Here is a 26,432-nt window from a genome sequence, read left to right as displayed (position 1 = left end):
ATCGTCATGAAGCGCAATATCGACTGCAATACCCGCTGCAAGTTGTCTGGATGGACGCGCAGGGTCGCTGTTATATGTACGCTGTTCTGGAGCGCGCTGGCCGCGGCGCAGACGCTCGATGTGCCGCAGCCGTGGATCGATTACGCGCAGCGTGTGGGCCAGCAGTTTCAGGCATCGCTCGAAGCGAACGACGACGCGGCCAACCAGTTCCATCAGTTTCTCGAAGACCGGGTGCTGAACGCGAAGGCCGATGCGCCGCCGCCCGCGCTGGTGGTCCGCGCATGGATCGGCGCGAATGGGGCGGTCACGCAGGTGCAGTTCGACTCGCTCGGCGATCCGAAGGCCGATGCGACCTTGCAGCAGTTGTTGACCGTGCATCCGATTTCGGGCGCGCCGCCGGCGGATATGCGTCAGCCGTTGAGGGTGAGGTTGCGGCTGACGGCGAATCCGGATGCGGGAACTGTGCGGGGTATCACAAACCCGTACCGATGAGCCTTGACAGACTTCGATATGCCGCCTACGTTCTCGGGATAGCTAAAGAAACATCACGTTCCAACGGGGACAAGACTGTCCGGTGTGCTCACCGACGCCATGGTCGTGGACGCACTCGTCATTGAATGGCAATTCATTGCTGACAAGCACCTGAAGGTTATCGATCTACGCTCGACAAATCCCGTTCGGGAGGGCACCACGATGAAGCCAGGAGGCACGTTCGATGAGGAAGTTCTGGCGGAGGCCGTCGCAGTCTTGATAAATGCGTTGAAGACACGTGCGCTGGCCGTCGATTTTGACAGTTTGGAGCAGGGCGAAACGCCGGCGCAACTGGAGGAACGGCTGACTGCCTCAGTGACGCACGCGCTGCAAGTGGAGTTCGCCAACCTGGGATTTATCGGCATCGGCAACCCCATATTGCTGACGTGCGATATGCCGAATAATACGCATCAATTCAAACCGAATTCGAAGTCCAGACATTGCGCGGGGTGCGGCGCGGATTACTGCCAAAGCCATCCATTGAATCGTTGCGTCAAGTGTAATCACGTCTTATAAGAAGAGGCGTTATGAGCAAGGCTTCGCCGCCACTTGACAGGAAATTTCCAAATAAGGACGACGCGGTAGAAGATGGAATGCCGCTGCTGTGTTCGATTCTTTTTGGCTTCTCGGGTCTGTACTTTGCCGCTGTTTGTATTGTCAAAGAGGATGAACTCGGGTCGAGGAGCTTCTCGCACATACCGCGCGTTGGCGTAATGATCGGTGGCATGTTGGACTTTCATGTGAAGTCCGCGATCATGGCATTGAGTGCGCTCTGCTGCGCGTGCTTTTATTTATGTGTAATGGGTGCGCTCTACGCGAAGATGTTCAACACGCGCGACTTCAGGCCGCCAGCTAGTGTGACCGCGGAGGAGGCGAAAAATAACGAACTCGCGCTCACGCGTGCGAAAAAAAAGCGGGACTTTTATATCAAATGGAGTTTGATCGCCTTCAATATTGGGATTTTCATTCTTCCCATCTCGCTCCTTATTTTTCTGCCTGATTTGCCGATGTCGATTTCCACGGTGGTGTATGTTGCCGGTGCTCTTTTGTTTTGGCTGCGCGGACTGATCTGGCAATGAACGCATGCCGGAAGATAACGGCCCATGCGGAGTTCTGTTTGACTTTGACGCTTAATTTTCTGGATATTCGTGTCGCGTTCGCGCGCTGGAGGCGACGGATTCCTCTGCTAGCCGACGCGCGCCCATGAGTGCGGTGCTGATCTCCTCCAGCAGCTTGTCGCGAGCCGCGTCGCTCTGCTGCCTTAGCGCGAACGACGGATGCCAGGTCGCGATGGCCCACGCGCCCGCCACTTCAAAAGGTGCGCCGGTATAGTCCCTCAGGCTGACTTTTCGTTGCAGCAACGCGTTAAGCGCCGTGGCGCCGAGCGCGACGATCACGACTGGGCGCACCGCCAGCAATTCCCGCTCGAGCCAATACCCGCAGGCGGCGATTTCTTGCTGCCCGGGCGTTTTGTGCAATCTGCGTTTGCCGCGCGGTTCCCACTTGAAATGTTTGACCGCGTTAGTCAGATAAAGCTGCGCGCGCGACAAACCCGCGCGCGCGATCGCGATTTCGAGTAACTGACCCGCCGGCCCGACGAACGGCTGGCCGGCCAGATCTTCCTGATCGCCGGGCTGCTCGCCGATCAGCACGATTCGGGCGTCGCGTGGCCCTGAGCTGCCAACTGCCTGGGTCGCGTGGCGCCATAGTTCGCAACGCCGGCAAGACTCGAGCGATGAGGGTGGATCCCGAGCCGGTTGCGCGAATTCCGCTTCAATCGGAATCGATTTGCCGCTGAGCGCGCCGACGCTGCCCGCTTGCGCCACGCGACGCGCGCCACTTTTCGCCTCGCTGATCATGGCGGGTATCAGTTGACCCTCCGGCAAGCCCTTCCAGAAACGCACCGGCATGTGCTGTTCGAGTGCGGCTTCGTTCAGCCGCGCCGGATTGAACGTGCTGCGGTAGTAGGCAAGCCAAAGCGCTTCGGCGTCGTCCACCGCTTTGCCGTGCTGCTCGCCCGGCAGCGCTCGCCGCTGTTCCAGATGAAGTTGACTGCCGTCCCAGAACGCGGCGCCGTGCGGCGTCGCGATCATCCATGTCGAGCGCCCCATTCGTTGGGCAAAATGTTCGGCGGCCCAGCCGAGCACGTCGTGCTCCGGTTCGTACCACGCGATGTATTCGGGGGCGTGCGCCGCGGCCGCTGTCTGCCTGCGAAACCGTACATAGGCGATCATGTCGTGCTGCGCGCGACGCACGCTTTTTGCCATGCGATTGAGCCGCGCGCCATCCGCGTCGGCCGGCGACGCGACCGTGCGGTCGTCTTGTTGCCAGCGCCACAGCACTTTGTATAAAAACGCCCAGCGCTGCGGATCGCGAAACAGCGCGGCGTCTCGCAAAAGTGCCGCCAATTCCTTCGACACCTGCACGCCGCGAGTGGGCGACGGCGCGACGTCGCTAACCTCGCTGTAATCGAACAACGCCTGAGTTTGCGGCGACTCGGGCGTCTGCTTGACGCGCCATTCGATCGCCTCCGGAGTCAGGCCTTGATTCAACGCTTTGAGGGACGCTGCGCGCCAGGCGGCGAAGTGGTCGTCGATCAGAACGGTATGCATGATGCTGAATCAAAGCAGCGCCAGTTGTACCGGCGGCGCTGTCAAGGCCCGGCGCAATTGCGCGGACGACGCATCGTGCATTGCCGCACGATAGTCCTGCGTCACGACGAATGGCGTGATCTTCTGTAGCGGACAATGCAGGCGCACGAGGTCTTCATAGCGCACACGCCGCGAACGCCGCAATTCGACCAGCCGTTTTGCGTTGCGTAGCCCGATGCCCGGCACGCGCGCGATCATGCGGAGCGGCGCACGGTTTAGATCGACCGGAAATTGTTCGCGATGGGCGAGCGCCCACGCGAGCTTAGGATCGATGTCAAGTGACAGATTACCTGGCTTTTCGAACAGTTCCTCGACGCTGAAACCATAGACGCGCAACAGAAAATCGGCCTGATAAAGCCGATGTTCGCGCAGCAACGGCGGTGCCTGGGCGGGTAACGCGGAAGGGCTGTCCGGAATCGGGCTGAAAGCCGAGTAGTACACCCGCTTCAACTTGTAGGCGCTGTAGAGCGTGCCGGCGGTTTGCAGAATCGTGCTGTCGTTCGTCTGATCGGCGCCGACGATCATCTGCGTGCTTTGCCCGGCAGGCGCAAAGCTGGGCGCGCCGGTTTCACTGTGGGCCGCTTCCTGCGCGAGACGGATCGTCCCCATGGCAAGCTTGATGGTGCGGACGTTCTTTTCCGGCGCAAGTCGCGCGAGGCCAGCGTCGGTCGGTAACTCAATGTTCACGCTCAAACGGTCGGCGTAACGCCCGGCGTGCGCAATCAACTGCGGATCGGCGTCTGGAATCGTCTTCAAATGAATATAGCCGCGAAACTGATGGTCCTCACGCAGCGATTGCGCGACGCGTACAAGCTGCTCCATGGTGTAGTTCGCCGACCGGATGATGCCGGAGCTGAGAAACAGACCATCGATGTAATTGCGCCGATAAAAATCTAGCGTAAGGGTGACGACCTGCTCCGGCGTGAAGCGCGCGCGAGGCACATTGCTCGAACGCCGGTTGACGCAGTATTGGCAGTCGTACAGACAGAAGTTGGTGAGGAGGATTTTCAGCAGCGAGACGCAGCGCCCGTCTGGCGTAAAACTATGACAAATGCCGGCGCCGGTACTGGCGCCCAGACCGTCTACCGCACGAGATCCGCGTTTAGGCGCGCCGCTGCTCGCGCACGAGGCGTCGTATTTCGCTGCGTCGGCCAATATCTCCAGCTTCTTAAGCAATTCCACGTTGCCGCCAATACTGTATGGATGTACAGTATTGTACGTAAGCCGCTGACTTGCGCAAGCGGTTTTTGGCCGTCTCAAGTGCGCGCTCAGCGGCTTGATCGGCGGCTCGCATCCAGACACTCTCAATCAACGGAGATTTACCGTCATGCCGGCTTTACCGGGTCAGGACCACCATGCCTGAACAATTCTGGCTGCCTGGGCTCGAGGCGCCGCCCACGCCGACAGACGGCCTGTTTTTCGCTGTTTTCCCCGATCCCAATACGGCAACCGGCATCGCGAAGTTCGCGCAACAGCTTTGCGTTGAAGCGCGCGTGCGCAGCAAGCCGCTTGCGGCGGGTCGTTTGCACGTCACGTTGCAGCACCTTGGCAATTTCGCGGGCGGTCTGCCGCAGGCGCACGTCGACGCGGCGATGCAGGCGGCGGCATCCATTCGCATGGAGCCTTTTACCGTCGAGTTCGATTCGGTGGTCAGCTTCGCGACGCGGCCCCGGCCGGGACCCTTGGTGCTGGGAGGCGGCGAGGGCGTGGCCGGTTTGCATGCGCTTCACGATGCACTCGTGGCGGCGCTGCCAAACGCGCGTGTGGGGGAGGCTGCGGTATCTCCGGCGGTGTCCTATACGCCGCACGTCACGCTCGCCTACGGCATGCCTTGGGCGGCGACACGTCCCATCGAACCCGTCAGTTGGAACGTGCGTGAGTTTGCACTGATGCACAGTTTGCTCGGGCGCACCCGGCATGTCGTGCTCGCGCGCTGGCGTCTGGCCGGCGTGGTTTGACGGCGCGTGCGGCGTCTCCGCGATCGCTGCCGTCTCGACCACACCGCTATGCCCCTGAAATACATGGAATCTGAAAACCAGGGGGTTTCGTCGGTCCGCGAGCCGAAACCGTCGCCGGCTCCCTGATAGAATGCTCGGGCCGCAACGTAGTGGATTGCAGATGAAATTGCTTGACGCGCTAGTCGAACAGCGTATTGCCGCCGCAGCCGCGCGTGGCGAGTTCGATGCTTTGCCGGGCGCAGGTGCGCCGCTGCCGCTCGGGGACGATGCACTGGTCCCGGAGGAGGTGCGCGTCGCCAACCGGATTCTGAAAAACGCGGGTTTCGTGCCGCCCGCTGTCGAGCAGTTGCGCGCGTTGCGCGACCTGCAAGCGGAGCTGAATGCCGTGAGCGACCCCACCACCCGTTGCCGTTTGCAGGCGCGCATGCTGGCGCTCGACATGGCGCTCGAGTCGCTGCGCGGCGGGCCGCTGGTGCTGCCACGGGAATACTGCCGGCGTATTGCCGAGCGCCTGTCTGAGCGCGCCGGTAATCTCAATGCGGCTGATGCGGGTTCGCGGTGAGCGGGCCGCTGACTGGCTGTGCCTCGGCCACACCTTCGGCCAATAGCGTCCCCGAGCTTGACGACGCCTTGGCCGTGTCGACTCCACCCATCTCCGAACGCGATCGCCGCTTCATGGCGCTCGCCCAGGCCGCCGCCGAACAGGCGCGCGCAGCCGGCGAAGTGCCGGTCGGCGCCGTGCTCGTGCGCGGCGACGACGTCATCGCCACCGGTTTCAATCATCCGATCGGCGCGCACGATCCGTCGGCGCATGCCGAAATGGTCGCGTTGCGCGCCGCTGCGCAGACTGTCGAGAACTACCGCCTGCCGGGTTGCGAGCTCTACGTCACGCTCGAACCGTGTCTGATGTGCGCGGGCGCGATCATGCACGCGCGCATTGCCCGCGTCGTGTTCGGCGCGCGTGATCCGAAAACCGGCGCGTGCGGCAGTGTCGTCGATGCGTTTGCGAATCCGCAATTGAATCATCACACGTCGGTGACTGGCGGCGTGCTCGAAACCGAATGCGGTGACGCGCTCAAATCGTTCTTCGCCGAACGCCGGCGCGCAAGCCGGGAAGCGCGTGCGGCGGCGCGGGCCGAGGCCGAAGCCAGCACAACTAGCACAAGCAGCACACCAGGCTCGGCTGAGTCGCTCTAACACAACAACATCGAACGGACTTCGCCCATGACCGTCCATCGCACCATCGAACTGATCGCGCCGTCCGGCTATCCCCATGATCCGGAAGCGGTGCATCGCGCGTTGCAGCGCTTTCATGCGCAAGGGCATCGCGTCGAGGGCGCGGAGGTGACGAAGCGTCGCTATCAGCGGTTCGCCGGCACCGACGGCGAGCGCGCGGCCGATCTGAACCGGCTCGCCGATCCGGCGCGTGCGCTGCCTGACATTGTGCTGGCGGTGCGTGGTGGCTACGGCGCGGCGCGGATACTGCACGGTCTCGACTACGAAGGGCTGCAACGGCGGCTGACCGATCAGCCGGTCGCGCTGGTGGGACATAGCGATTTCACCGCGATCCAGCTTGCGCTGCTGGCGCGCGCCGGTGTGAAGACCTTCGGTGGCCCGATGATCACGAGCGATTTCGGCGCCGAAGAACTCAGCGAATTCACCATGCAGCACTTCTGGTCGGCGCTGACGAAGCCGACCATGACCGTGACCGGCACTACGCCGCAAGCGCACGCGGTCAACGTCTCAGGCATGTTGTGGGGCGGCAATCTGGCGGTGTTGACGTCGCTGATCGGCACGCCTTACATGCCGCCGGTGCAAGGCGGCATCCTGTTTCTGGAAGATGTGAACGAGCAGCCGTTCCGGGTCGAGCGGATGATCTATCAACTGCATCTGTCCGGCATTCTCGCGCAGCAACAGGCGCTCGTGCTGGGCGACTTCTCCGGCGGCAAAGCCTACGACTACGACAACGGTTACGACCTGCACGCGATGATCGAGCAAGTGCGCTCGGTGATCGGCATTCCGGTCGTCACCGGGCTGCAATTCGGGCATGTCCACAACATGCTGACGTTGCCGGTGGGGGCGGACGCCCACCTCGTCGCGGATGCGCACGGCTTCAAACTGAACTTGTCGGGGTATCCGATGCTGGCCTGAAGGTGAGGCCGCGTGGAGTAGGGAAGCGGGCGTTTGGCCCGCTTTTTTTAGGTTGGCAACGCAACTAACTGTCAGGTTTTTAAGCGCCCAGCGCTGCAGCCAGACCGTGAATGTCCCGCGATTTTGTTGACAAAAACAGCCGCCAATAGACAGCCATCCAGCCGCCTATTTAAACTGATACTGAAGCCGAACAGGCCTTACCGCCATACGCATTACCCTGCAGCCCCGCACCTTCCTCACGATTGTCGATATTCAAGATAAAAATTGTTGACAATCTTTATGTCCATCCTATGATGACCAACATACCGAGACGCACATCATGTCCGACACAGATCCCGCGGCCGTCAACAGTTCGAAGCCTGAAGCGATCGCCGAGCGCATCCGCGCCGCGATCCTCGAGCATCGGCTCGCGCCGGGCGCCAAGCTGACCGAAGCCCAGTTGTGCGAAGTATTCAACGTGAAGCGCGGCCCGATCCGGCAAGCGCTCGCGCAGTTGGCGACCGACCACCTCGTCGATCTCGAACCGAATCGCGGTGCGTTCGTCGCGAGTCCGTCGCTGCAGGAAGTGCATGAAGTGTTCGAGATGCGCCGCATCATCGAACTGGCGGTGGTGGAAAAGATTTGCAACGGCCACGGCATGCGGCGTCTGAAGAACATCGGCGGCATGATCGGTCGTGAACGCAAAGCGTTCGAAACCCGTGATTTTCCGGCGTGGATCCGCCTGTCGGGCGAGTTTCATACCGAGTTGGCCGGCCTCACCGGCAACGCCGTACTATGCGATTGTTTGAACGGACTGGTGGCGCGCTCCACGCTGATTTCGGCGTTGTACGAGTCGCTCGGACGCAGCCCGTGTTCGTTCGAAGACCACGAAGCAATTCTCGCCGCGCTCGACGCCGGCGATGCCAAAGAGGCGGCGGCCCTGATGTCGCGCCATTTGCAAAGCGTCGAGTTGAAGATGCTGGAGCGCCCCGCACGCGGCGCGGCCGATCTGCTTGAAGTGTTCGGCGCGCTCGATAGCGCGTCGAAAGAGTCGTCCAACGGCAAGTCCAGAAGCAAGTCCGCGCCAGGCTGAGGCAGGCGGCCGATGCGCGCCCGTTCGTGGTGCGCGCCGCACTGAATTGAACTGAACCGAATCAGGTGTTGCAAGGCGGCTCGTCGTGAGCGCTGCCGGCTTGCGCACGCGTGTCCGTCGCCGGGAGACGGAACTCGAGCAGCGACGCAGCGCCGGCCATCCGCGGTGGCAGGCGAGGCGATAACCCTAAGTACGTCAGTACGGAGACACCCGCGGCGCGGCCAGACAGTGCCGGCTTCCTCGCTCCCGAGTGAGCGGGGAGCGCGCGGTTGGCATGGCCGATGCAACGTCCTTCGATTCGCTATCGACGGTCCCTATCCCAAGGAGGAATCATGGCTCAGTTCAGTGCAGCGCCCGGCGCTCCAGCAGTTCACGCATTCGGAGAAGACGGCGCGTCCGGCGATCCGTCGATACCCGCAGGCTACAGCGAGCGGCTCTACAACGAAGACCTCGCGCCGTTGCGCCACCAGACCTGGGGCGCGTACAACATCTTCGCGTTCTGGATGTCGGACGTGCACAGCGTCGGCGGTTATGTGTTCGCGGGCAGTCTGTTCGCGCTCGGCCTGACGAGCTGGCAAGTGCTGATCGCGCTGCTGGTGGGCATTACGATCGTCAACGTGTTGTGCAACCTGATCGCGAGGCCGAGCCAGGCGAACGGCGTGCCGTATCCGGTGGCGTGCCGCGCGACCTTCGGCGTGCTCGGCGCGAATATTCCCGCGGTGATTCGCGGCCTGATCGCGGTCGCGTGGTACGGCATTCAGACCTACCTCGCGTCGAGCGCACTGGTGATCGTGGTGCTGAAATTCGTCCCGCAACTGCTGCCGTATGCGGACGTTCATCACCACGGTTTCATGGGACTGTCGACGCTTGGCTGGAGCGGTTTCATGCTGCTGTGGGTGTTGCAGGCGCTGGTGTTCTGGCATGGCATGGAGACCATCAAGAAGTTCATCGACTTCGCCGGTCCCGCCGTCTACATCGTGATGTTCATGCTCGCGGGCTACATGGTGTATCGCGCGGGATGGCGCAACATCGGCATCAACCTGGGCGGCGTGAAGTATCACGGCATGGCGGTGGTACCGGTGATGATCACGGCGATCTCGCTGGTGGTGTCGTACTTCTCCGGGCCGATGCTGAATTTCGGCGACTTCTCGCGCTATGGCAAAAGCTTTCGCAGCGTGCAGCGCGGCAACTTCTGGGGACTGCCGGTCAATTTTCTGGCCTTCTCGCTGGTAACGGTGATCACGACCGCGGCCACGCTGCCGGTGTTCGGCGAGCTGATCACGGATCCGGTCGAAACCGTCGGCCGGATCGACTATCCGACCGCGGTGATTCTCGGCGCGTTGACGTTCACGATCGCGACGATCGGCATCAACATCGTCGCGAACTTTGTCTCGCCGGCGTTCGACTTTTCGAACGTCGCGCCGCGGCTGATCAGCTGGCGCATGGGCGGCATGCTGGCGGCGGTGGCGTCGATTTTCATCACGCCGTGGAATCTGTTCAACAACCCGGCCGTGATCCACTACACGCTCGACGTCCTCGGCAGTTTCATCGGACCTTTGTACGGCGTCCTGATCGTCGATTACTACCTCGTGAAGCGCCAGAAGATCGTGCTCGACGATCTCTACACGGTCGCGCCCACCGGTTCGTACTGGTATCGCAACGGCGTTAATTACCGCGCCGTGGCTGCGTTGCTGCCGGCCGCGCTGATCGCAGTGCTCTGCGTGATGGTGCCGGCGCTCGACGGTATGGCGAATTTCTCGTGGTTCATCGGCGCGGGGCTGGCTGCGCTGTTCTATCGCGTGCTCGCACGCTGAGTCTTGACGCTGCAGGCAACAGGAGTCGATATGCGTATCAAACTGATCAACCCGAACACGACCCAGCGAATGACCGACGCGATGGGTCGCTGCGCGCGCGACGTCGCCGCGCCGGGCACCGAAGTGATCGCGGTGAATCCCACCATGGGACCGCCGTCGATCGAAGGCTATTACGACGAAGCGCTCGCAACGCCGGGCTTGCTGGCCGAAGTCATGGCCGGCGAACGTGAAGGTTGCGACGGCTACGTGATCGCCTGCTTTGGCGATCCCGGTCTGTACGCCGCGCGCGAGGTGGCGCGCGGTCCGGTGATCGGCATCGCGGAAGCGGCGATGCACGCGGCGAGCGTGCTGGCGCCGGGCTTTTCGGTGGTGACGACACTGGCGCGCACTTGCGGAATGGCGTGGCATCTCGCCGAGCGTTACGGCATGAAGCGTTTTTGCCGCAACGTCCGGGCCACCGACGTCGCCGTGCTCGATCTCGACAAGCCGGGTTCGGCGGCGCGCCGCATCATCCTCGACGAATGCCGGCGCGCGCTCGCCGAGGACGGTTCGGACGCGATCGTGCTGGGCTGCGCCGGCATGGCCGAATTGTGCGCGGAGATCGAAGACGCGCTGGGCGCACCGGTTATCGAAGGCGTAACGGCGGCCGTGAAGTGGACGGAGGCGCTGATTGCGCTGCGCCTGTCGACGGCCAAGCGTGGCGACTACGCGCGGCCGCTCGCCAAGCGTTATGACGGCGCGCTGGAATCCTTCAGTCCGACCGATGTCGACCCGAATCCGCGCGTGCCGCGCGGGTCTGGCGGAAGTTCTGCCGCGAACCCGCAAGAAAATGCGCAAAGCGTTGATTTTCTGCGGGTAAACGCTACAAAACCGGGCTCGCACATACATTCAGTCTGACACGCACTATCTGCCCGGGTGTATGGGCGCACCCGGGTGTTTTCGCTACACTGGTCCCACTCCGCGCTGGGGTCGCGACAAGCTTTCTGCCGCTGCTGCCGGCGCTGCTTTGAGTGGGTTTCCGCCCGTGCCGCCGTGCATTGCAGCTATGACCTGCAGGCAAAAGTTGCAGCCACAACCTGTCGGCCGAAGCGCGCGCCAACCCACGCCAAACAACCCCACGCGAATTTTACGTACCGTCACCACGCATTCGTCAAACCATGCCACTCGACCCGAACTACCCACGCGATCTGATCGGCTACGGCCGCCACCCGGTGCAGGCCAACTGGCCGGGTCAGGCGCGTGTCGCGGTGCAATTCGTTCTGAATTACGAAGAAGGCGGTGAAAACTGCGTCTTGCACGGAGACCCCGGATCGGAGCAGTTTCTGTCGGAGATCGTCGGCGCCGCGGCATACCCGGCGCGTCACATGAGCATGGAGTCGATCTACGAATACGGCTCGCGCGCGGGCGTCTGGCGGATTCTGCGCGAATTCGAAAAGCGCGGCCTGCCGCTCACGGTGTTCGGCGTCGGCATGGCGATCGAACGCAATCCGGAAGTGGCGCGCGCGTTCGTCGAACTCGGCCATGAGATCGCCTGCCACGGCTATCGCTGGATTCACTACCAGGACATGGCGCCGGAGAAAGAGGCGGAGCACATGCGCCTCGGCATGGAAGCGATCGAACGCGTGACCGGCGAGCGTCCGCTCGGCTGGTACACCGGGCGCGACAGCCCGAACACGCATCGTCTGGTGGCCGAACACGGCGGCTTCCTGTACGACTCGGACAATTACGGCGACGACCTGCCGTTCTGGATGGACGTCGAAGTCACGGGCGGCGCGAAGGTGCCGCAACTGATCCTGCCGTACACGCTCGACACTAACGACATGCGCTTCGCGAGCCCGCAAGGCTTCAACACGGCGGACCACTTCTTCACCTATCTGCGCGACGCATTCGACGTGCTGTACGAAGAGGGCGACGAAGCGCCGAAGATGCTGTCGATCGGCATGCACTGCCGTCTGCTCGGACGCCCTGGGCGGTTCCGCGCACTGCAAAAGTTTCTCGATCACATCGAACAGCACGATCGCGTGTGGGTGACGCGGCGCGTCGATATAGCGCGCCACTGGCGCGAACATCACCCTTACCAACAAAACAACCGCGGGGCTGCGGCATGAAGGCGATGCAATACACTCTGGACCAACTCAACAGCACCTCGACCGACGCGTTCGTCGCAGCGCTGTCCGGTATTTTCGAGCACTCGCCGTGGGTCGCGGAACTCGCCGCGCAGCAACGGCCGTTCGCCAGCATCGACGAGTTGCACCGCAAGATGTCGTCGCTCGTCGAGAACGCGGGCGAAGAGAAACAACTGGCGCTGATCAACGCCCACCCGGAGCTCGCCGGCAAAGCCGCGGTACGCGGTGAGCTGACCGCCGAATCCACGCGTGAGCAGAGCGGCGCGGGCCTCGCGCAGTGCACCCAGGAAGAGTTCGACAAACTGGTCGCACTGAACGGCGCCTATCGCGAGAAGTTCGGTTTTCCGTTCATCCTCGCGGTGCGCGGCTTCGACCGCCACGGCATCATCGCGAACTTCGAGGCGCGCGTGAACAACAGCCGCGCCGACGAATTGCGCGCGAGCCTCGATCAGATCTACCGCATCGCACGTTTCCGGCTCGACGACCTGATCGACGCGTGACGCTTCATTCACGCGTCGCGGACCCCGATCCGAAGCGTTTTTTCAGCACTAACAAACATTAAGGAAGACAAAGATGGCACTCCCGATTCTCGACCCCAATGCACCGGAATTCACGCGCCGTTATGTGAATCTGGCGGACCCGCGTCTGGGCGCACAGGCGCTCGAGACCAGCGACGATTTCTTCGCGCCGAAGGAACGCATGCTGAATCCGGAGCCGGCCGTTTTCATTCCGGGCAAGTACGACGACCACGGCAAGTGGATGGACGGCTGGGAAACCCGCCGCAAGCGCGCGAACGGCTACGACTGGTGCGTCGTGAAGCTGGCGCGTCCGGGCGTGATCAAGGGTCTCGACCTCGACACCAGCCACTTCACCGGCAACTTCCCGCCGGCCGCTTCGGTGGAAGCCGCGCGCGTGGTGGACGGCGTGCCGAACCAGTCGACCCAATGGACCGAGATCGTTCCGTCGACCTCGTTGCAAGGCAATAGCCACCACTATCACGAAGTCAGCGATACGAACGCGTACACGCATTTGCGCGTCAACATCTATCCGGACGGCGGGATCGCGCGTCTGCGGGTGTACGGTCAGCCGCAAGTGGATTGGGCCGGCGCGAGCCGCACCGATCAGTTCGACCTGGCCGCGATGGAAAACGGCGCGTACCTGGTCGCGGCGAATAACCAGCACTTCGGCGCTGCATCGACGATCCTGATGCCGGGCCGTGGCGTGAACATGGGCGACGGTTGGGAAACGCGCCGCCGTCGCGAGCCGGGCAACGACTGGGCGATCGTCGCGCTGGCGCAACCGGGCGTCATCAGGAAGATCGAAGTCGACACGGCGCACTTCAAGGGTAACTATCCGGATCGCTGCTCGATCCAGGCCGCGTACGTGACGGGCGGCACCGACAGCTCGCTGATCACGCAAGCCATGTTCTGGCCGGTATTGCTGGGCGAACAGAAGCTGAAGATGGACAACCAGCATTACTTCGAAAGCGAAATCGCGGCGCTGGGTCCGGTGACGCACGTGCGCTTCAACATCATTCCGGACGGCGGCGTCTCGCGTCTGCGTCTGTGGGGCACGCTCGCATCATGAAAACACTCGCGATCGAACCGTTGACGAAAGAAGCGTTCGCCGCGTTCGGCGACGTGATCGAACTCGAAGGCGCGAAGCAGATTCCGATCAACCTCGGTACGACGATCCGCTTTCACGATCTCGCGAAAGTAGACGTGACCGACGAGAACGGCCGCACGCTCGTGAACCTGTTTCGCGGCCAGCCGCGCACGCTGCCGTTCGAAGTGAAGATGCTCGAACGTCATCCGCTGGGTAGCCAGGCCTTCGTGCCGCTCAACGACAAGCCGTATCTGGTCGTGGTGGCGCCGGCGGGCGAGCTGGACGAGTCGGCGATTCGCGCGTTCGTGACGAGCGGCTGGCAGGGTGTCAACTACGCGAAAGGCGTATGGCACCATCCGCTGATCGCTTTGGGCGACGTGAGTGACTTTATCGTGGTCGATCGCGGTGGGGATGGGCTCAACCTCAATGAGCAGGATCTGGCCGAATCGCTGTGGCTCACGGAAGATGCGTTGAGCGCGGTGGCGGTTTGAGGTTGATGGCTGCCTGAATGTTGCCTGAGTGTTGCGACAGGCAACTCGATGTGCAAAAAGCCCACGGTGTACGCCGTGGGCTTTTTGCATTGGCGGCAGCCTTTCAGCCGCCTAATGACGCTCGCCGAGAAGCGGTGAACGTCCGATCACTTCACGCGCCCGTTGCGCCGGCTCCGGTGCGGAAAACCCCGCTGCGTCGATCGCGGGTTTGAGCCCTTTGAATTGCAGGCTCTTCTTCGGCGAGCGCAAGGAGGACATTCCGTCGTCCCACGCATGCAGCATCTGTTTCGCCACGTTATGCCACTGCGTTTCGTTACGCGCCGCGTCGATCAATTCATAGCCGACGCTCACCGCCGAGTCGCACAACGCTTCGACCATTTGCGCGTATTGCCGCGGCGCGATGCCCATGCGCGTGCTGAAAAAACGCTCCAGCGTTTTGCCGGCCGCCCAGGTCTTGCGACCGTCGATCGGCAAGCCCGGCGGATTGGCTGCGAAGCGCGGATAAGCCTGCGTGGTGACGATGTCGTAGACCGGCGTGAAGGCAACGTCGTCGACCGAGGTATAGAAGAGCGCGATGTTCTTGGTATGGCAGTCGGCGTTGCGCACCACGTAGTTCGTCAACAGATGCCAGCCTAGATGTTCGAGTTGCTGTCGCGAGGTGTCGCGATCGAGCAGATACGCTCGCGCGGCGTTGAGCAGTTTTTCGCTGGTCGAGTTGTATTTCTCATGCGGCGGCAGGCCCAACAGTCCACACAGATCTTCGACACCATAGGCGGGCAGTCCCTGCGCGTCGACATCGAAGCGCTCGACGATCAGCGCGCGGCCATCGTCCGACATCTGCGTGCGTGCAACGGGCGCGACGCCGAGTCGGTCCAGCACGCGCATCGAGTAGAACTCGTTGAAGCCGAGAAACGGCGTGCTGTCGTCCGAACCTTTGACGATGTGGCGGCTCGTGCGAATAGTCGGTTTGCCGAGCGTCATTGGCGTGGACACGCTGACGGCGTCCTGAGGAGCGATGAACTTCGGCACGGCACCCGAGATGGCCGCGCGCGCATAGTCGCGCACGAGTCGCGCGAAATGCCCGGCGGTGTTGTCGCCGTGGAGAATGTGCTGGACGTCGAGCGCTTGCAGATCGGTGCCCGGCGCGACACCTTCGGGTGTCACGGTGACGCGGCCAATGCCCATGGCGCCGACCACGGCCAGCAGCGACAGATCGGTGCCGTCGAGCAGCGGACCGAATTGCTCGCGGATCAGATTCAGCAGATAGCCCTCGGGCAGGTTCTGCCGGAAGAACGGATGCAGATCGCGCGGCCAGCGCCAGGCTTCTTCGCGCACCGGCATGGTCAGGCTGACGAAGTCGGTCGCGTTCGCGTCGCGGTCGTACTTGAGAACGTAGTCGTCGCGCTCGCGATAGAGCGTGGCGACGTGCTTGCCCAATACCTGAACGTCGAGCTTCATGGATTCGCGTCCGGCGAGCGTTGCTCGGCGAGGATGTCTTCAAGCGTGCGCCCATGCCCATGCGCCACGAACTTGAGGTCGTAGCCCGCCGCTTCGAGCAGGCGCACGAGCACGGAGACGCTCATATCGTTTTTGGCGAGCGTTTCCATACGGGCGACCGTGGTGCGTGCAACGCCCGCGCGGTGTGCCAGTTCCTTCTGCGAGAGACTGCTTTCATGGCGCACGGCCTTGAGCATGTCGGATACGTCGGCGAGATTAGTCATTTGTAGCCTTGGGGCGTCACTTTCTCCAGATTTAGCATTTATTGTAGCTCATGGGACACAACGTGTTTGATATGGCTTGTTGCCTTTGGGCTACAAATTGTTAGAATATCTATATTTTGTAGCCTGTGGGACACATTTTCAGGCGCGCTGTCGACGCTTCAACAATTTCCTGCCTGCCGGAAACGAAAAAAAGCGGGCTTTCCGCTCACGCGAAAAGCCCGCTTCCTGTCCAGCCAACCAGCTGCACACCGGGCGCGAAGCCCGGCCAAACTCATTACTTCGCAGCGCCGCCTTCGAACCACGCGGCGATCTTCATCCGCTCGTCGTCGGTCATGTGCGTCACGTTGCCGAGCGGCATTGCCTTCAACGTCACCGCCTGCTGATAAATCCGCTGTGCGTTCTGCGAGATTTCATCCGGCGTATCCAGCAGCACGCCGGCCGGCGCGCTGCCCATCATCGTCGGATGCGCGGAGTGGCACGCCACGCAGCGTTGCTGCAACACCGGCGCGATGTCGGCGATCTTCACGGTCGGTGCGTTCGCGGCTTGCGCTTGCGGCACGACCGGCTTCGGCATGGTCCAGAAGAGGGCGCAGAACATCAGCACGATGCCGACCAGCGGCAGATACCACAGCACCTGGCCACGGTGACGCATCACGAAGAACTGGCGAATCAGCGCACCGGCCAGCATGATGATCAGCAGCACGGCCCAGTTGTACGGATGCGTGTACGTCATCGCGTAGTGGTTCGACAGCATCGCGAACACCACCGGCAGCGTGAAATACGTGTTGTGCACCGAACGCTGCTTGCCGCGCTTGCCGTAGATCGGGTTCGGCGTGTCGCCCTTGAGCATCGCGTCGACCATCTTGCGCTGACCCGGAATGATCACGAAGAACACGTTCGCCGACATGATCGTCGCCAGCATCGCACCCATGATCAGGTACGCCGCGCGGCCCGCGAAGATGTGGCAAGCGAGCCATGCCGCGATCAGCACGTACACGCCGACGCAGATGCCCAGCACCTTGTCTTTATTGCCCAGAATGCGGCACAGCGAGTCGTAGACGATCCAGCCGGCGGCGAGGAAGCCGAGTGCCGACGCCACGGCGACCACCGGGCCCATGTCCATCACGTTCTTGTCGATCAGATACGTGGACGGCGAGAACAGATACAGCACGGTGAACAGACCGAAGCCCGACAGCCACGTCGTGTACGACGGCCACTTCGACCAGTGCAGATCTTCCGGCATTTCCGGCGGCGCGACGGTGTACTTCTGCATGTTGTAGAAGCCGCCGCCATGCACGTGCCACAGCTCGCCGAACACACCGCGCTTGCGCTGGTTCGGGTCGGTTGGCGGTTTCAGACTGTTGTCGAGTGCGACGAAATAGAACGACTCGCCGATCCAGGCGATCGCGGCGATGACGTGAAACCAGCGAATCGCCAGATTCAACCAGTCGGTGATAAATCCTTCCATGAACTCCTCCACTTCTGATTCGTTGTACGCGCAACGACGACGGGCGCCTTCGGGGACCCGGCTATCGGGTCGTCGGCGGAAATGACGTCACTGCGCAGACTGCGGGGTGAAAGACGCGATGCGCTCAGTTCGCACAGCGTCGTTTTTAATGTGTCTTCGTGTCGGATCGGATCAGGCCGGTCGAGCCGTCAGCGTTCTTCGATTGCGTTTCGCGGGTGCTTGCGGTGAGATCCGTTCCGGCATCCCGGCAGGCATCTGCGCAATGCAATCGAGCGTGAACGTCAGGGCGCGATCTCGACCGGGTCTCCTCCGGGTCTCGCGGCAGACGTTCCTTAGCTGCCCCGATACGTGCTGTACGACCACGGCGACACCAGCAGCGGCACGTGATAGTGCGCGCCGGCATCGGCCACGCCGAAGCGCAACACGACACGATCGACGAAACGCGGCTCCGGCACCTTCGTGCCGATCGACGCGAAGTAATCGCCGGCGCCGAACACGAGTTCGTATTCGCCCGGGACTAGCGCGTCGCCCTCGAGCAGCGGCTTGTCGCAGCGGCCGTCGTCATTGGTGGTGGTGGTTTTGAGCGCGCGGCGGGTGTCGCCTGAGAGCGCGAAGAGTTCGACCTTGATGCCCGCGCCGGGACGGCCGTTCGCGGTGTCGAGCACATGGGTAGTGAGCTTTCCCATTCGCAATTTTCCTTATGTGAATGCGAGGTTTCGGCGGCAGCCCGATCCAGATACGTTTGCGGCGGATCGAGGCTCCACGTCAGTGGCTACATACCCGTCGGCGAATTGAAGCGAGCGCCGTGGCAGCCATTGTAAAAAGGTTGTTCCGCTCAGCGCGCCCGAGATAGGAAAGATAATACCTGGCGCATGACAGACAGCCTGCTGAAAGCCACGGCGAGTCGATTCGGTCGATTGTTGCCGGTCGTTTCGATCGTACCGGGGCCAAAAAAGGCCCACTATATCGACAGCCTGAACTTGGGTATCGCTTTGGCGTGAGTTGTCAGCATTATTTTGGCCGTCGAAGGTTACACCCGTGCGCTGCAACAGACCCGGGCCGAAGGCGGCTCGAGCGCGGCACACAACCCGAAGACGGCGTAATACGCTGGGTAACCGGGCCAACGGCGTTCGACGGGACGCGACGGCACGGTAGCGTGCCGTCACATCGCGTTCGGACGACTTTGCACGGAAGCATTAAAGCGGAGAAACGAATGACGATGGAACAGACGGCTGGCAAGCCGAAGAAAACGATGCTGGTGAAGCACGCGGACGTGCTGGTCACGATGGACGGCGCCCGGCGCGAACTGCGCGACGGCGGCCTGTATATCGAGGACAACCGCATCGTCGCGGTCGGACCGACGGCGGAGCTGCCGCAAACGGCCGACGAAGTGCTGGACATGCGTGGGCATCTGGTGATCCCGGGGCTCGTGAACACGCACCATCACATGTATCAGAGTTTGACGCGGGCGATTCCCGCCGCGCAGAACGCCGAGCTGTTCGGCTGGCTGACGAACCTCTACAAGGTGTGGGCGAACCTCACGCCGGAGATGATCGAAGTCTCGACGCTGACGGCCATGGCCGAGCTGTTGCTGTCCGGTTGCACGACCTCGAGCGACCATTTGTATATCTACCCGAACGGCAGCCGTCTCGACGACAGTATCGTCGCGGCGCGCCGGATCGGCATGCGTTTTCACGCGGCGCGCGGCAGCATGAGCGTGGGGCAGAAGGACGGCGGTCTGCCGCCGGATTCGGTGGTCGAACGTGAAGCGGACATTCTGAAGGACACGCAGCGCCTGATCGAGACGTATCACGACGAAGGGCGTTACGCGATGCTGCGCGTGGTGGTCGCGCCGTGTTCGCCGTTCTCGGTGAGCCGCGATCTGATGCGCGAGTCGGCGGTGATGGCGCGCCACTACGGCGTGTCGATGCATACGCACCTGGCGGAGAACGTCAACGACATCGCGTATAGCCGCGAGAAGTTCGGCATGACGCCGGCGGAGTATGCCGAAGACCTCGGCTGGGTCGGTCACGACGTGTGGCATGCGCACTGCGTGCAACTCGACGATGCGGGCATCGAACTGTTCGCGCGGACTGGCACCGGCGTCGCGCATTGCCCGTGCTCGAACATGCGGCTCGCGTCGGGCATCGCGCCGATCAAGCGGATGCGTCTCGCGGGCGTGCCGGTGGGTCTCGGCGTCGACGGTTCGGCGTCGAACGACGGCGCGCAGATGATCGCGGAGGTGCGTCAGGCGTTGCTGTTGCAGCGGGTCGGCTTCGGACCGGATGCGATGACCGCGCGCGAAGCGCTGGAAATCGCCACGCTGGGCGGCGCGAAGGTGCTCAATCGCGACGACATCGGCGCGTTGGCGCCGGGCATGGCGGCGGACTTCGTGTCGTTCGATCTGAAGCAGCCGCTGTTTGCCGGTGCGTTGCATGACCCGGTTGCGGCGCTGGTGTTCTGCGCGCCGTCGCAGGTGAGCTATAGCGTGATCGGCGGCAAGGTGGTGGTGAAGGACGGCCAGTTGGCGACGCTGGAACTCGGGCCGGTCATCGAGCAGCACAACCGGCTGGCGAAGACCCTGTACGAGGCAGCGGCGTAATAGAAGGGAAAAGAGAAGGGAAAAGAGAAGGGAAAAGAGAAAAGCGGAGTTGCCGGCGGCCGCCATCAAACGGCTGCCGATAACCCGCCAAACAACGCTTTACGGCTTGTCGATCAAGGTCCTGGTCGCTTCGGCGACCAGACTGCGCAACCAGCGCACTTCGTCGGAATAATGCACGCGCTCGTGCCACAGCTGGTAGTACTGCATCGGCGGGAAATCGAGTGGCGCGGGCACCACGGTGAGCGGCAGGAACTTGGCGTAGTAGTCGGCAAACAGGCGCGTCGTCGTGAAGATCAGATCGGACTTGATCAGCACGTACGGCGCCAGATTGAAGTACGGCAGGGTCACGACCACATGACGCTTGAGCCGTTCGCGTGCGAGGTGCACGTCGATCGCGCCGCGTTGGCCCACCGAATACGGAGTCGGCGCAAGATGCGGTGCATTCAGGTACTGGTCGAGCGTCAACCCGCCGCGTTTGGCGAACGGATGCGTGTTGCTCATCAGGCAGACGATCTGATCGACGAACAGGTTCGACAGGTGCAGTTGCTCCGGCGGTTCCGGCCAGTTGCCGACCACGGTGTCGAGCTTGCCGTCTTCGAGCGCAAGTTCGTAGTCGAAAGCGGGCCCGAGCGAATGAAACTCCAGCGTCGCGTTCGGCGCGGCCTGACGGAAGCGTTCCACCACCGTCGGCACGAACAGCACGTTCAGGTAGTCCGGGCAGCCGATCCGGTAACAACGGATCGAGGTCGCGGGGTCGAAGTTGTGCTGCTGGAACTTGATGCGTTCGATTTCGCGCAGCGCGTTCTGCACCGGTTCGAGCAGGCGCAGACCGTATTCGGTCGGCACCATGCCGGACTTGCCGCGCACCAGCAGCGGGTCGCCGGTGATGTCGCGCAAACGGCGCAGCGCCGCGCTGATGGCAGGTTGCGATTGATTCAATTTGACGGCCGCGCGCGTGACGCTGCGTTCCATCAACAGGGTGTGCAAGACGCGTAATAGATACGTATCGATCGCCTCGCGTTGCTGACTCATGACTTCTCCGAAATATATGTTCTGGCTGATCAGGCGGGCATGGGGGTATATGCGTTTTAATATGAACTCGGGTTCACGTCAAGGGAGGGATACCCGCAGATCGCGCAGTGGCGTGGGTTTGCGGGGAATTTTGATGGCTCGACTGAGTGGGTCGAATTAGGTATTGTCATCCGGTTAAGGTGACGGATCGTCTGCCGGCAAGGCGGCCGGCCGCGCTGTAACCGGCAGTCACTGACGTACTACGGAATCACATGAGCGACTCTTTTCATAGCGACGGCGCCGCCGCGCAGCCGGCAACCAGGCCGGAACAGGCGGCGCCCCGGTTGATGCTTCAGGGCATCACCAAACAGTATCCGGCCGTGCGAGCCAATGACGACGTCACGTTGATCGTCGCGCCGGGTGAAATCCATGCCGTGCTCGGCGAAAACGGCGCCGGCAAAAGCACGCTGATGAAAATCATCTACGGCGCGGTGCGACCCGACGCGGGTGAGATTCGCTGGGAAGGTCAGGCGGTCGAGATCGCCAGTCCGGCGGCGGCGCGCAAGCTCGGCATCGGCATGGTGTTCCAGCATTTTTCGCTGTTCGAGACGCTCACGGTCGGCGAAAACATTGCGCTCGCGTTAGACGAACCCTTCGATCTGAAGACGCTCTCAAAACGGATTCGCGAAGTCTCGGCCGACTACGGCCTCGACATCGACCCGCAGCGTCACGTGCATAGCCTGACGGTGGGTGAGCGGCAACGCGTCGAGATTGTGCGCTGTCTGCTGCAGAATCCGCGTCTGCTGATCATGGATGAACCGACTTCCGTGCTCACGCCGCAAGCGGTCCGCAAGCTGTTCGCGACGCTCAGGCGTCTCGCGGCCGAAGGTTGCAGCATCCTCTACATCAGCCACAAGCTCGACGAAATCCAGGAGCTGTGCGACACCGCCACGGTGATGCGCGGCGGTCGCGTGACGGGACATGTGAAGCCGAAGGGCGAAACGCACGCGTCGCTCGCGCAGTTGATGGTGGGTCATTCGCTGCCCGATTACACGCGCCGTGAACACAATCCGGGTCCGGTGCTGCTCGACGTCAAGACGCTGTCGGTGGAGAGCGACGACCCGTTCGGCACCTCGCTCGACAACGTGTCGTTCGGCGTACATGCCGGCGAGATCTTCGGCGTCGCGGGAGTGTCGGGCAATGGTCAGGCGGAACTGCTGTCGGCGCTGTCGGGCGAAAAGCGGGGCGTGCGCGCCGACGCGGTGACGATTTGCGGCAAAGCGGCCGGGCGCCTCGGCGCGGGCGGCCGGCGCGCGCTCGGTTTCGGTTTCGTGCCGGAAGAGCGGCTGGGCCGCGGCGCGGTGCCGGCCATGACGTTATCGGAAAACGCGCTGCTCACCGCGCATCGGCAGCAGATGGTGAAGTCGGGCTGGATCAACGCGGGCGCGATGCGTGCGTTCGCCAAACGCTGCATCGACGCGTTCGACGTGCGTTGCGGCGGTGCCGAAGCGCTCGCGCAAAGTCTGTCGGGCGGCAATCTGCAGAAGTACATCATGGGCCGCGAGATTCTGCAGGCGCCCAAGGTACTGGTGGTCGCGCAGCCCACCTGGGGCGTCGACGTCGGCGCGGCGGCGTTCATTCGTCAGCAGTTGCTCGATCTGTCGGCGCGCGGCGTGGCGATTCTGGTGATCTCGGAGGAACTGGAGGAGTTGTTCGATATCTGCGACCGCATCGCGGTGCTCGCGGGCGGGCGGCTCTCGCCGGTGCGCGCCACCGGCGCGACCAATGCCGAGGAAATCGGCCGCTGGATGGCGGGCCTGTTCGGCGGCCGCGAAGGCGCGGCGCCGTCGGCGGAACAGCCGGCGCATGCCTGAGCGCGAGCGCGATGCCTACGCTAGCGCCAAAGCCAACGCCAGAAAGTTCGCTCCATAAAACCAGAACCTGAACGACCACGACACGCACCCCATGATTCTTCCGTACCGACTCGAAGCTCGCACGACACCCTCGCGGACGATGCAGCTCGCCGTACCGCTGATCGCCGCGTTGCTCACGCTCGCGATCGGCTTTCTGATCTTCAGCCTCGTCGGCCGTGATCCGCTCGAAGCCATGCACGCGTTTTTCATCGAGCCGCTGTCCAGCGTGAACGGCTGGTCGGAGCTGCTGCTGAAGGCGTCGCCGTTGTGCCTGATCGGCCTCGGTCTCGCGATCGGCTATCGCGCCAATGTGTGGAACATCGGCGCCGAAGGGCAGATGCTGCTCGGCGGTATTGCCGCGAGCGGCGTCGCGATCTATTTCGATCAGGCCACCGGCTGGTGGATTCTGCCGACCATGATGATTGCTGGCGTGCTCGGCGGCATGGCGTGGGCGGCGATTCCCGCGCTGCTGAAAAGCCGCTTCAACACTAACGAAATTCTCGTCAGCCTGATGCTCACGTATGTCGCCACGCAACTGCTGATCTATCTCGTGAGCGGTCCGTGGCGCGATCCGCAGGGGATGAATTTCCCGCTGTCGGAAATGTTCAGCGGCGACGCGCTGTTCCCCACGTTCTCCGGCGACTGGCACTGGAAATGGTTTCGCGGCACACGGCTGAACGCGTCGGTATTCGTCACGCTGGTCGCGATTCCGCTCGTGTGGCTGTTCATGCGCAAGAGCTTCGCGGGCTACCGGATGAACGTCGGCGGTCTCGCGCCGCTCGCCGCGCGCTACGCCGGTTTCTCCGACAAGAAAACCATCTGGACCTCGCTGCTGATCAGCGGCGGCCTCGCGGGTCTGGCCGGCATGGGCGAGATCGCCGGTCCGATCGGCCAGCTTCAGGCGACGTGGTCGCCGGGCTACGGCTTCACCGCGATCATCGTGGTGTTCGTCGGACGGCTGCATCCGGTCGGCATCGTGCTCGCGAGTCTGTTGATGGCCTTGCTGTATCTCGGCGGGGAGGCCGTGCAGACCTCGATGCAATTGCCGCAGGCGCTCTCCGGCGTATTCCAGGGGCTGTTGCTGTTCTGCCTGCTGGGCGCCGACCTGTTCGTGAACTACCGTGTGCGCCGCCGATCTCTCGCCGCGCAAGCTCACTAAATCAGCTCACGACCTAGATACTGACTCCTGCCGGATTGCCATGGATATCAACCAAGCCAGCGCGCTCACCTCGAGCGCCGTCACCGCCGCGATTCCGCTGATGTTTGCGGGCGCGGGCGAACTCGTCGCCGAGAAGTCGGGCGTTCTCAACCTCGGTGTGGAAGGCATGATGCTGATGGGCGCCGTGAGCGGCTACGCCGTCACCGCGATCACCGGCAACCCGTGGCTCGGCGTGCTCGCCGCGATCGGCGCCGGGCTCGCGATGTCGCTGCTGTTCGCCTTCCTCACGCTCACCATGCTCGCCAACCAGGTCGCGACCGGCCTGTCGCTGACGATCTTCGGCATCGGCCTGTCGGCGTATGTCGGCAAGCCGTACACGTCGGCGGCGGTGCGCGCGACCATCGACACGTGGACCATTCCCGGTCTCTCGAAGATTCCGGTGCTCGGCCCCGCGCTATTCAGCCTCACGCCGCTCGATTACCTCGCGTTCCTGATGTTCGCGGTGATCGGCTGGTTCCTGTATCGCACGCGTGCGGGCCTCGTGCTGCGCTCGGTCGGCGAGTCGCCGCAAGTCGCGCATTCAGTCGGTTTTCCGGTGGTCGGCGTGCGTTACGGCGCAGTGGCGTTCGGCGGCGGCATGGCCGGGCTCGCGGGCGGTTATTACTCGATCGTCAATCTGCACCTGTGGCAGGAGAACCTGACCTCCGGACGCGGCTGGATCGCGCTCGCGCTGGTCGTGTTCGCGACGTGGCGCCCGGGCCGTCTGCTGATCGGCGCGCTGCTGTTCGGCGCCGTCACGGGGCTGCAGTTTTACGCGCAGGCGATCGGCGTGCCGGTGCCCACGCAATTTCTCGCGATGCTGCCGTACGTCGCGACCGTCGTCGTGCTGGTGCTGATTTCGCGCAATCCGAACACGATCCGGCTGAACGCACCCGCGTCGCTGGGCAAACCGTTTTTCTCGGCAGGCTGACCGACCAGGTTTCGACCATCCGTTTCCAGATCATTCGATAAACACGACAGGAGAAAACATGAAGAGAAGAAATCTGCTGACCGCATTCGCGTGGGGCGCGGCCTCGCTGGCGCTCGCCGCACCGCTCGCGCAAACCGCGCAGGCCGCCGATGTACCGGGCGTCGCGTTCGTCTACCTCGGCAATCCGGGCGACGCCGGCTGGACCTACGCGCACGACCAGGGCTCGAAGGAAGCGGAAGCGAAGTTCGGCAACAAGATCAAGATCACCCGCATCGAGAACGTGCCCGAATCGGCCGACTCCGAGCGTGTGTTCCGCGATCTCGCGAACAAGGGCAACAAGATCATCATCGGCTCGAGCTTCGGCTATCAGGATTTCGAACTGAAGGTCGCGAAGGATTTCCCGGACACGGTGTTCCTGCACGCGACCGGCTACAAGAAGGCGCCGAACTTCGGCACCTACGACGTGCGCATGTACCAGGGCGCGTATCTGGCGGGCGTCGCCGCCGGCTATGTGACGAAGACCAACACGCTGGGCTTCGTCGCGTCGGTGCCGATTCCGGAAGTGATCCGCAACATCAACGCGTACACGCTCGGCGCGCGTTCGGTGAATCCGAAGGTGCATACCAAGGTTATCTGGATCAACAGCTGGTTCGATCCGGGCAAGGAAAAGCAGGCGGCTGAAACGCTGATTGGCCAGGGCGCCGACGTGCTGCTGCAGAACACCGATTCGAGCGCGACGCTCGCGACCGCATCGGAAAAGCACGTGCATGCGTTCGGCTGGGATTCGGACATGAAGAAGTTCGGTCCAGACGCGCATCTCGGCTCGGTGGTTGCGCACTGGGGCGTGTACTACAACGCGGCGATCCAGCAGGTGCTGGACGGCAAGTGGAAGAACGATCCGGTGTGGTGGGGCATTCCGCAGAAAGCCGTCAACCTGGAGGATCTGAACACCGGCGTGATTTCGGCTGACGCGCAGAAGCAGGTCGCGGCGAAGCGCGACGAACTGGCGGGCGGCAAGTGGGACGTGTTCACGGGTCCGATCAAGGATCAGTCCGGCGCGGTGAAGGTGCCGGCCGGCAAGACGCTCGCCGATCCGGAACTGCAACGCCTGAACTGGTATGTGGAAGGCGTGGACGGGACGCTGCCGAAGTAAGCCGCGTTTCAACGTGAGTTTCAACGCGCGCTTCAT

26 protein-coding genes are annotated in these 26,432 nt (G+C 62.8%); 19 read left to right on the top strand and 7 right to left on the bottom strand.

The genetic code is table 11. The features are described 5' to 3' along the window. Window positions 1-6 precede the first annotated feature (6 nt). The 3 genes from FA94_RS00945 to FA94_RS00935 all read left to right on the top strand — a co-directional run bounded on the left by FA94_RS00945 (window position 7) and on the right by FA94_RS00935 (window position 1,610). Entirely contained in the window at window positions 7-492 is a 486-nt protein-coding gene (locus FA94_RS00945) for a YbaB/EbfC family DNA-binding protein (RefSeq protein ID WP_231584815.1), read from the top strand. Window positions 493-576: 84 nt separating this feature from the next. After that, entirely contained in the window at window positions 577-1,047 is a 471-nt protein-coding gene (locus FA94_RS00940; RefSeq protein WP_035545999.1) for a hypothetical protein, read from the top strand. Window positions 1,048-1,058: 11 nt separating this feature from the next. Next, the gene (locus tag FA94_RS00935) at window positions 1,059-1,610 is read left to right on the top strand and encodes a hypothetical protein (protein WP_156126477.1); all 552 of its coding nucleotides are present in this window, start codon (window positions 1,059-1,061) and stop codon (window positions 1,608-1,610) included. 51 nt (window positions 1,611-1,661) lie between these two features. Here the strand turns inward: FA94_RS00935 and FA94_RS00930 are convergent, their stop codons facing one another. Both FA94_RS00930 and FA94_RS00925 read right to left on the bottom strand, forming a co-directional pair. Continuing rightward, window positions 1,662-3,143, bottom strand: coding sequence for a UdgX family uracil-DNA binding protein (locus FA94_RS00930; RefSeq protein WP_035545996.1), 1,482 nt, complete (start codon window positions 3,141-3,143; stop codon window positions 1,662-1,664). A 9-nt stretch (window positions 3,144-3,152) separates the two neighbouring features. Then, a complete protein-coding gene (locus FA94_RS00925) occupies window positions 3,153-4,364 on the bottom strand; it encodes a putative DNA modification/repair radical SAM protein (RefSeq protein WP_035545995.1) in 1,212 nt (403 codons plus the stop codon). A 173-nt stretch (window positions 4,365-4,537) separates the two neighbouring features. Here FA94_RS00925 and FA94_RS00920 point away from each other — a divergent pair, with 173 nt between their 5' ends. The 11 genes from FA94_RS00920 to FA94_RS00870 all read left to right on the top strand — a co-directional run bounded on the left by FA94_RS00920 (window position 4,538) and on the right by FA94_RS00870 (window position 14,399). Then, window positions 4,538-5,140: a 2'-5' RNA ligase family protein gene (locus FA94_RS00920; RefSeq protein WP_035545994.1), complete on the top strand. Its 603-nt coding sequence runs from the start codon at window positions 4,538-4,540 to the stop codon at window positions 5,138-5,140. 160 nt (window positions 5,141-5,300) lie between these two features. Next, entirely contained in the window at window positions 5,301-5,702 is a 402-nt protein-coding gene (locus FA94_RS00915; RefSeq protein WP_035545992.1) for a DnaJ family domain-containing protein, read from the top strand. A 68-nt stretch (window positions 5,703-5,770) separates the two neighbouring features. Next, entirely contained in the window at window positions 5,771-6,337 is a 567-nt protein-coding gene (tadA, locus tag FA94_RS00910) for a tRNA adenosine(34) deaminase TadA (protein ID WP_408304685.1), read from the top strand. A 27-nt stretch (window positions 6,338-6,364) separates the two neighbouring features. Further along, complete coding sequence (ldcA, locus tag FA94_RS00905) at window positions 6,365-7,291, top strand: muramoyltetrapeptide carboxypeptidase (protein WP_035545989.1); 927 nt, start codon at window positions 6,365-6,367, stop codon at window positions 7,289-7,291. A 319-nt stretch (window positions 7,292-7,610) separates the two neighbouring features. Continuing rightward, window positions 7,611-8,363 carry a GntR family transcriptional regulator gene (locus FA94_RS00900; protein WP_035545987.1) on the top strand — a complete coding sequence of 251 codons (753 nt, stop codon included), beginning with the start codon at window positions 7,611-7,613 and terminating at the stop codon, window positions 8,361-8,363. Between the two features lie 332 nt (window positions 8,364-8,695). Next, window positions 8,696-10,177: an NCS1 family nucleobase:cation symporter-1 gene (locus FA94_RS00895; protein WP_035545985.1), complete on the top strand. Its 1,482-nt coding sequence runs from the start codon at window positions 8,696-8,698 to the stop codon at window positions 10,175-10,177. A 30-nt stretch (window positions 10,178-10,207) separates the two neighbouring features. Further along, window positions 10,208-11,074: an aspartate/glutamate racemase family protein gene (locus FA94_RS00890; RefSeq protein WP_035545983.1), complete on the top strand. Its 867-nt coding sequence runs from the start codon at window positions 10,208-10,210 to the stop codon at window positions 11,072-11,074. A 260-nt stretch (window positions 11,075-11,334) separates the two neighbouring features. Beyond that, window positions 11,335-12,285, top strand: coding sequence for an allantoinase PuuE (puuE, locus tag FA94_RS00885; RefSeq protein WP_035545981.1), 951 nt, complete (start codon window positions 11,335-11,337; stop codon window positions 12,283-12,285). Next, the gene (gene uraD / locus FA94_RS00880; protein ID WP_035545979.1) at window positions 12,282-12,803 is read left to right on the top strand and encodes a 2-oxo-4-hydroxy-4-carboxy-5-ureidoimidazoline decarboxylase; all 522 of its coding nucleotides are present in this window, start codon (window positions 12,282-12,284) and stop codon (window positions 12,801-12,803) included. The genes puuE and uraD overlap by 4 nt, the downstream gene beginning before the upstream one ends. Window positions 12,804-12,876: 73 nt before the next feature. Then, window positions 12,877-13,890 carry an allantoicase gene (gene alc, locus FA94_RS00875; RefSeq protein ID WP_035545977.1) on the top strand — a complete coding sequence of 338 codons (1,014 nt, stop codon included), beginning with the start codon at window positions 12,877-12,879 and terminating at the stop codon, window positions 13,888-13,890. Then, window positions 13,887-14,399, top strand: coding sequence for an ureidoglycolate lyase (locus tag FA94_RS00870; RefSeq protein WP_035545975.1), 513 nt, complete (start codon window positions 13,887-13,889; stop codon window positions 14,397-14,399). Before alc ends, FA94_RS00870 begins: the two co-directional genes overlap by 4 nt. A 111-nt stretch (window positions 14,400-14,510) precedes the next feature. Here FA94_RS00870 and FA94_RS00865 read toward each other — a convergent pair whose 3' ends face one another. From FA94_RS00865 to uraH, 4 genes are all read right to left on the bottom strand, one after another. Next, window positions 14,511-15,857 (bottom strand): type II toxin-antitoxin system HipA family toxin, encoded by a 1,347-nt coding sequence (locus FA94_RS00865; protein WP_035545973.1) that lies wholly within the window; start codon window positions 15,855-15,857, stop codon window positions 14,511-14,513. After that, window positions 15,854-16,120, bottom strand: a complete 267-nt coding sequence (locus FA94_RS00860) for a helix-turn-helix domain-containing protein (RefSeq protein ID WP_035545971.1) — start codon at window positions 16,118-16,120, stop codon at window positions 15,854-15,856. Before FA94_RS00860 ends, FA94_RS00865 begins: the two co-directional genes overlap by 4 nt. Before the next feature lie 274 nt (window positions 16,121-16,394). Continuing rightward, window positions 16,395-17,588 (bottom strand): urate hydroxylase PuuD, encoded by a 1,194-nt coding sequence (locus FA94_RS00855; RefSeq protein ID WP_035545969.1) that lies wholly within the window; start codon window positions 17,586-17,588, stop codon window positions 16,395-16,397. Window positions 17,589-17,920: 332 nt separating this feature from the next. Continuing rightward, window positions 17,921-18,274: a hydroxyisourate hydrolase gene (gene uraH / locus FA94_RS00850; protein WP_035545968.1), complete on the bottom strand. Its 354-nt coding sequence runs from the start codon at window positions 18,272-18,274 to the stop codon at window positions 17,921-17,923. A 527-nt stretch (window positions 18,275-18,801) separates the two neighbouring features. Between uraH and FA94_RS00845 the strand changes: the two genes are divergently transcribed. Then, window positions 18,802-20,190 carry an 8-oxoguanine deaminase gene (locus FA94_RS00845; RefSeq protein ID WP_035545967.1) on the top strand — a complete coding sequence of 463 codons (1,389 nt, stop codon included), beginning with the start codon at window positions 18,802-18,804 and terminating at the stop codon, window positions 20,188-20,190. A gap of 99 nt (window positions 20,191-20,289) precedes the next feature. Here the strand turns inward: FA94_RS00845 and FA94_RS00840 are convergent, their stop codons facing one another. Next, complete coding sequence (locus FA94_RS00840) at window positions 20,290-21,222, bottom strand: LysR substrate-binding domain-containing protein (protein WP_035545966.1); 933 nt, start codon at window positions 21,220-21,222, stop codon at window positions 20,290-20,292. A 251-nt stretch (window positions 21,223-21,473) separates the two neighbouring features. Between FA94_RS00840 and FA94_RS00835 the strand changes: the two genes are divergently transcribed. From FA94_RS00835 to FA94_RS00820, 4 genes are all read left to right on the top strand, one after another. Next, window positions 21,474-23,075, top strand: a complete 1,602-nt coding sequence (locus FA94_RS00835) for an ABC transporter ATP-binding protein (RefSeq protein ID WP_035545963.1) — start codon at window positions 21,474-21,476, stop codon at window positions 23,073-23,075. A 91-nt stretch (window positions 23,076-23,166) separates the two neighbouring features. Further along, a complete protein-coding gene (locus FA94_RS00830) occupies window positions 23,167-24,273 on the top strand; it encodes an ABC transporter permease (RefSeq protein ID WP_035545961.1) in 1,107 nt (368 codons plus the stop codon). 40 nt (window positions 24,274-24,313) lie between these two features. Continuing rightward, window positions 24,314-25,243 (top strand): ABC transporter permease, encoded by a 930-nt coding sequence (locus FA94_RS00825; protein WP_035545959.1) that lies wholly within the window; start codon window positions 24,314-24,316, stop codon window positions 25,241-25,243. A 58-nt stretch (window positions 25,244-25,301) separates the two neighbouring features. Then, window positions 25,302-26,396 (top strand): BMP family ABC transporter substrate-binding protein, encoded by a 1,095-nt coding sequence (locus FA94_RS00820; RefSeq protein ID WP_035545957.1) that lies wholly within the window; start codon window positions 25,302-25,304, stop codon window positions 26,394-26,396. The last annotated feature ends 36 nt before the right edge of the window (window positions 26,397-26,432 follow it).

It is taken from the genome of Burkholderia sp. 9120 (assembly GCF_000745015.1).
Classification (GTDB): domain Bacteria; phylum Pseudomonadota; class Gammaproteobacteria; order Burkholderiales; family Burkholderiaceae; genus Paraburkholderia.
Note: the sequence above shows the minus strand (reverse complement) of the source record. Positions and strands in the feature narration are given on the sequence as shown.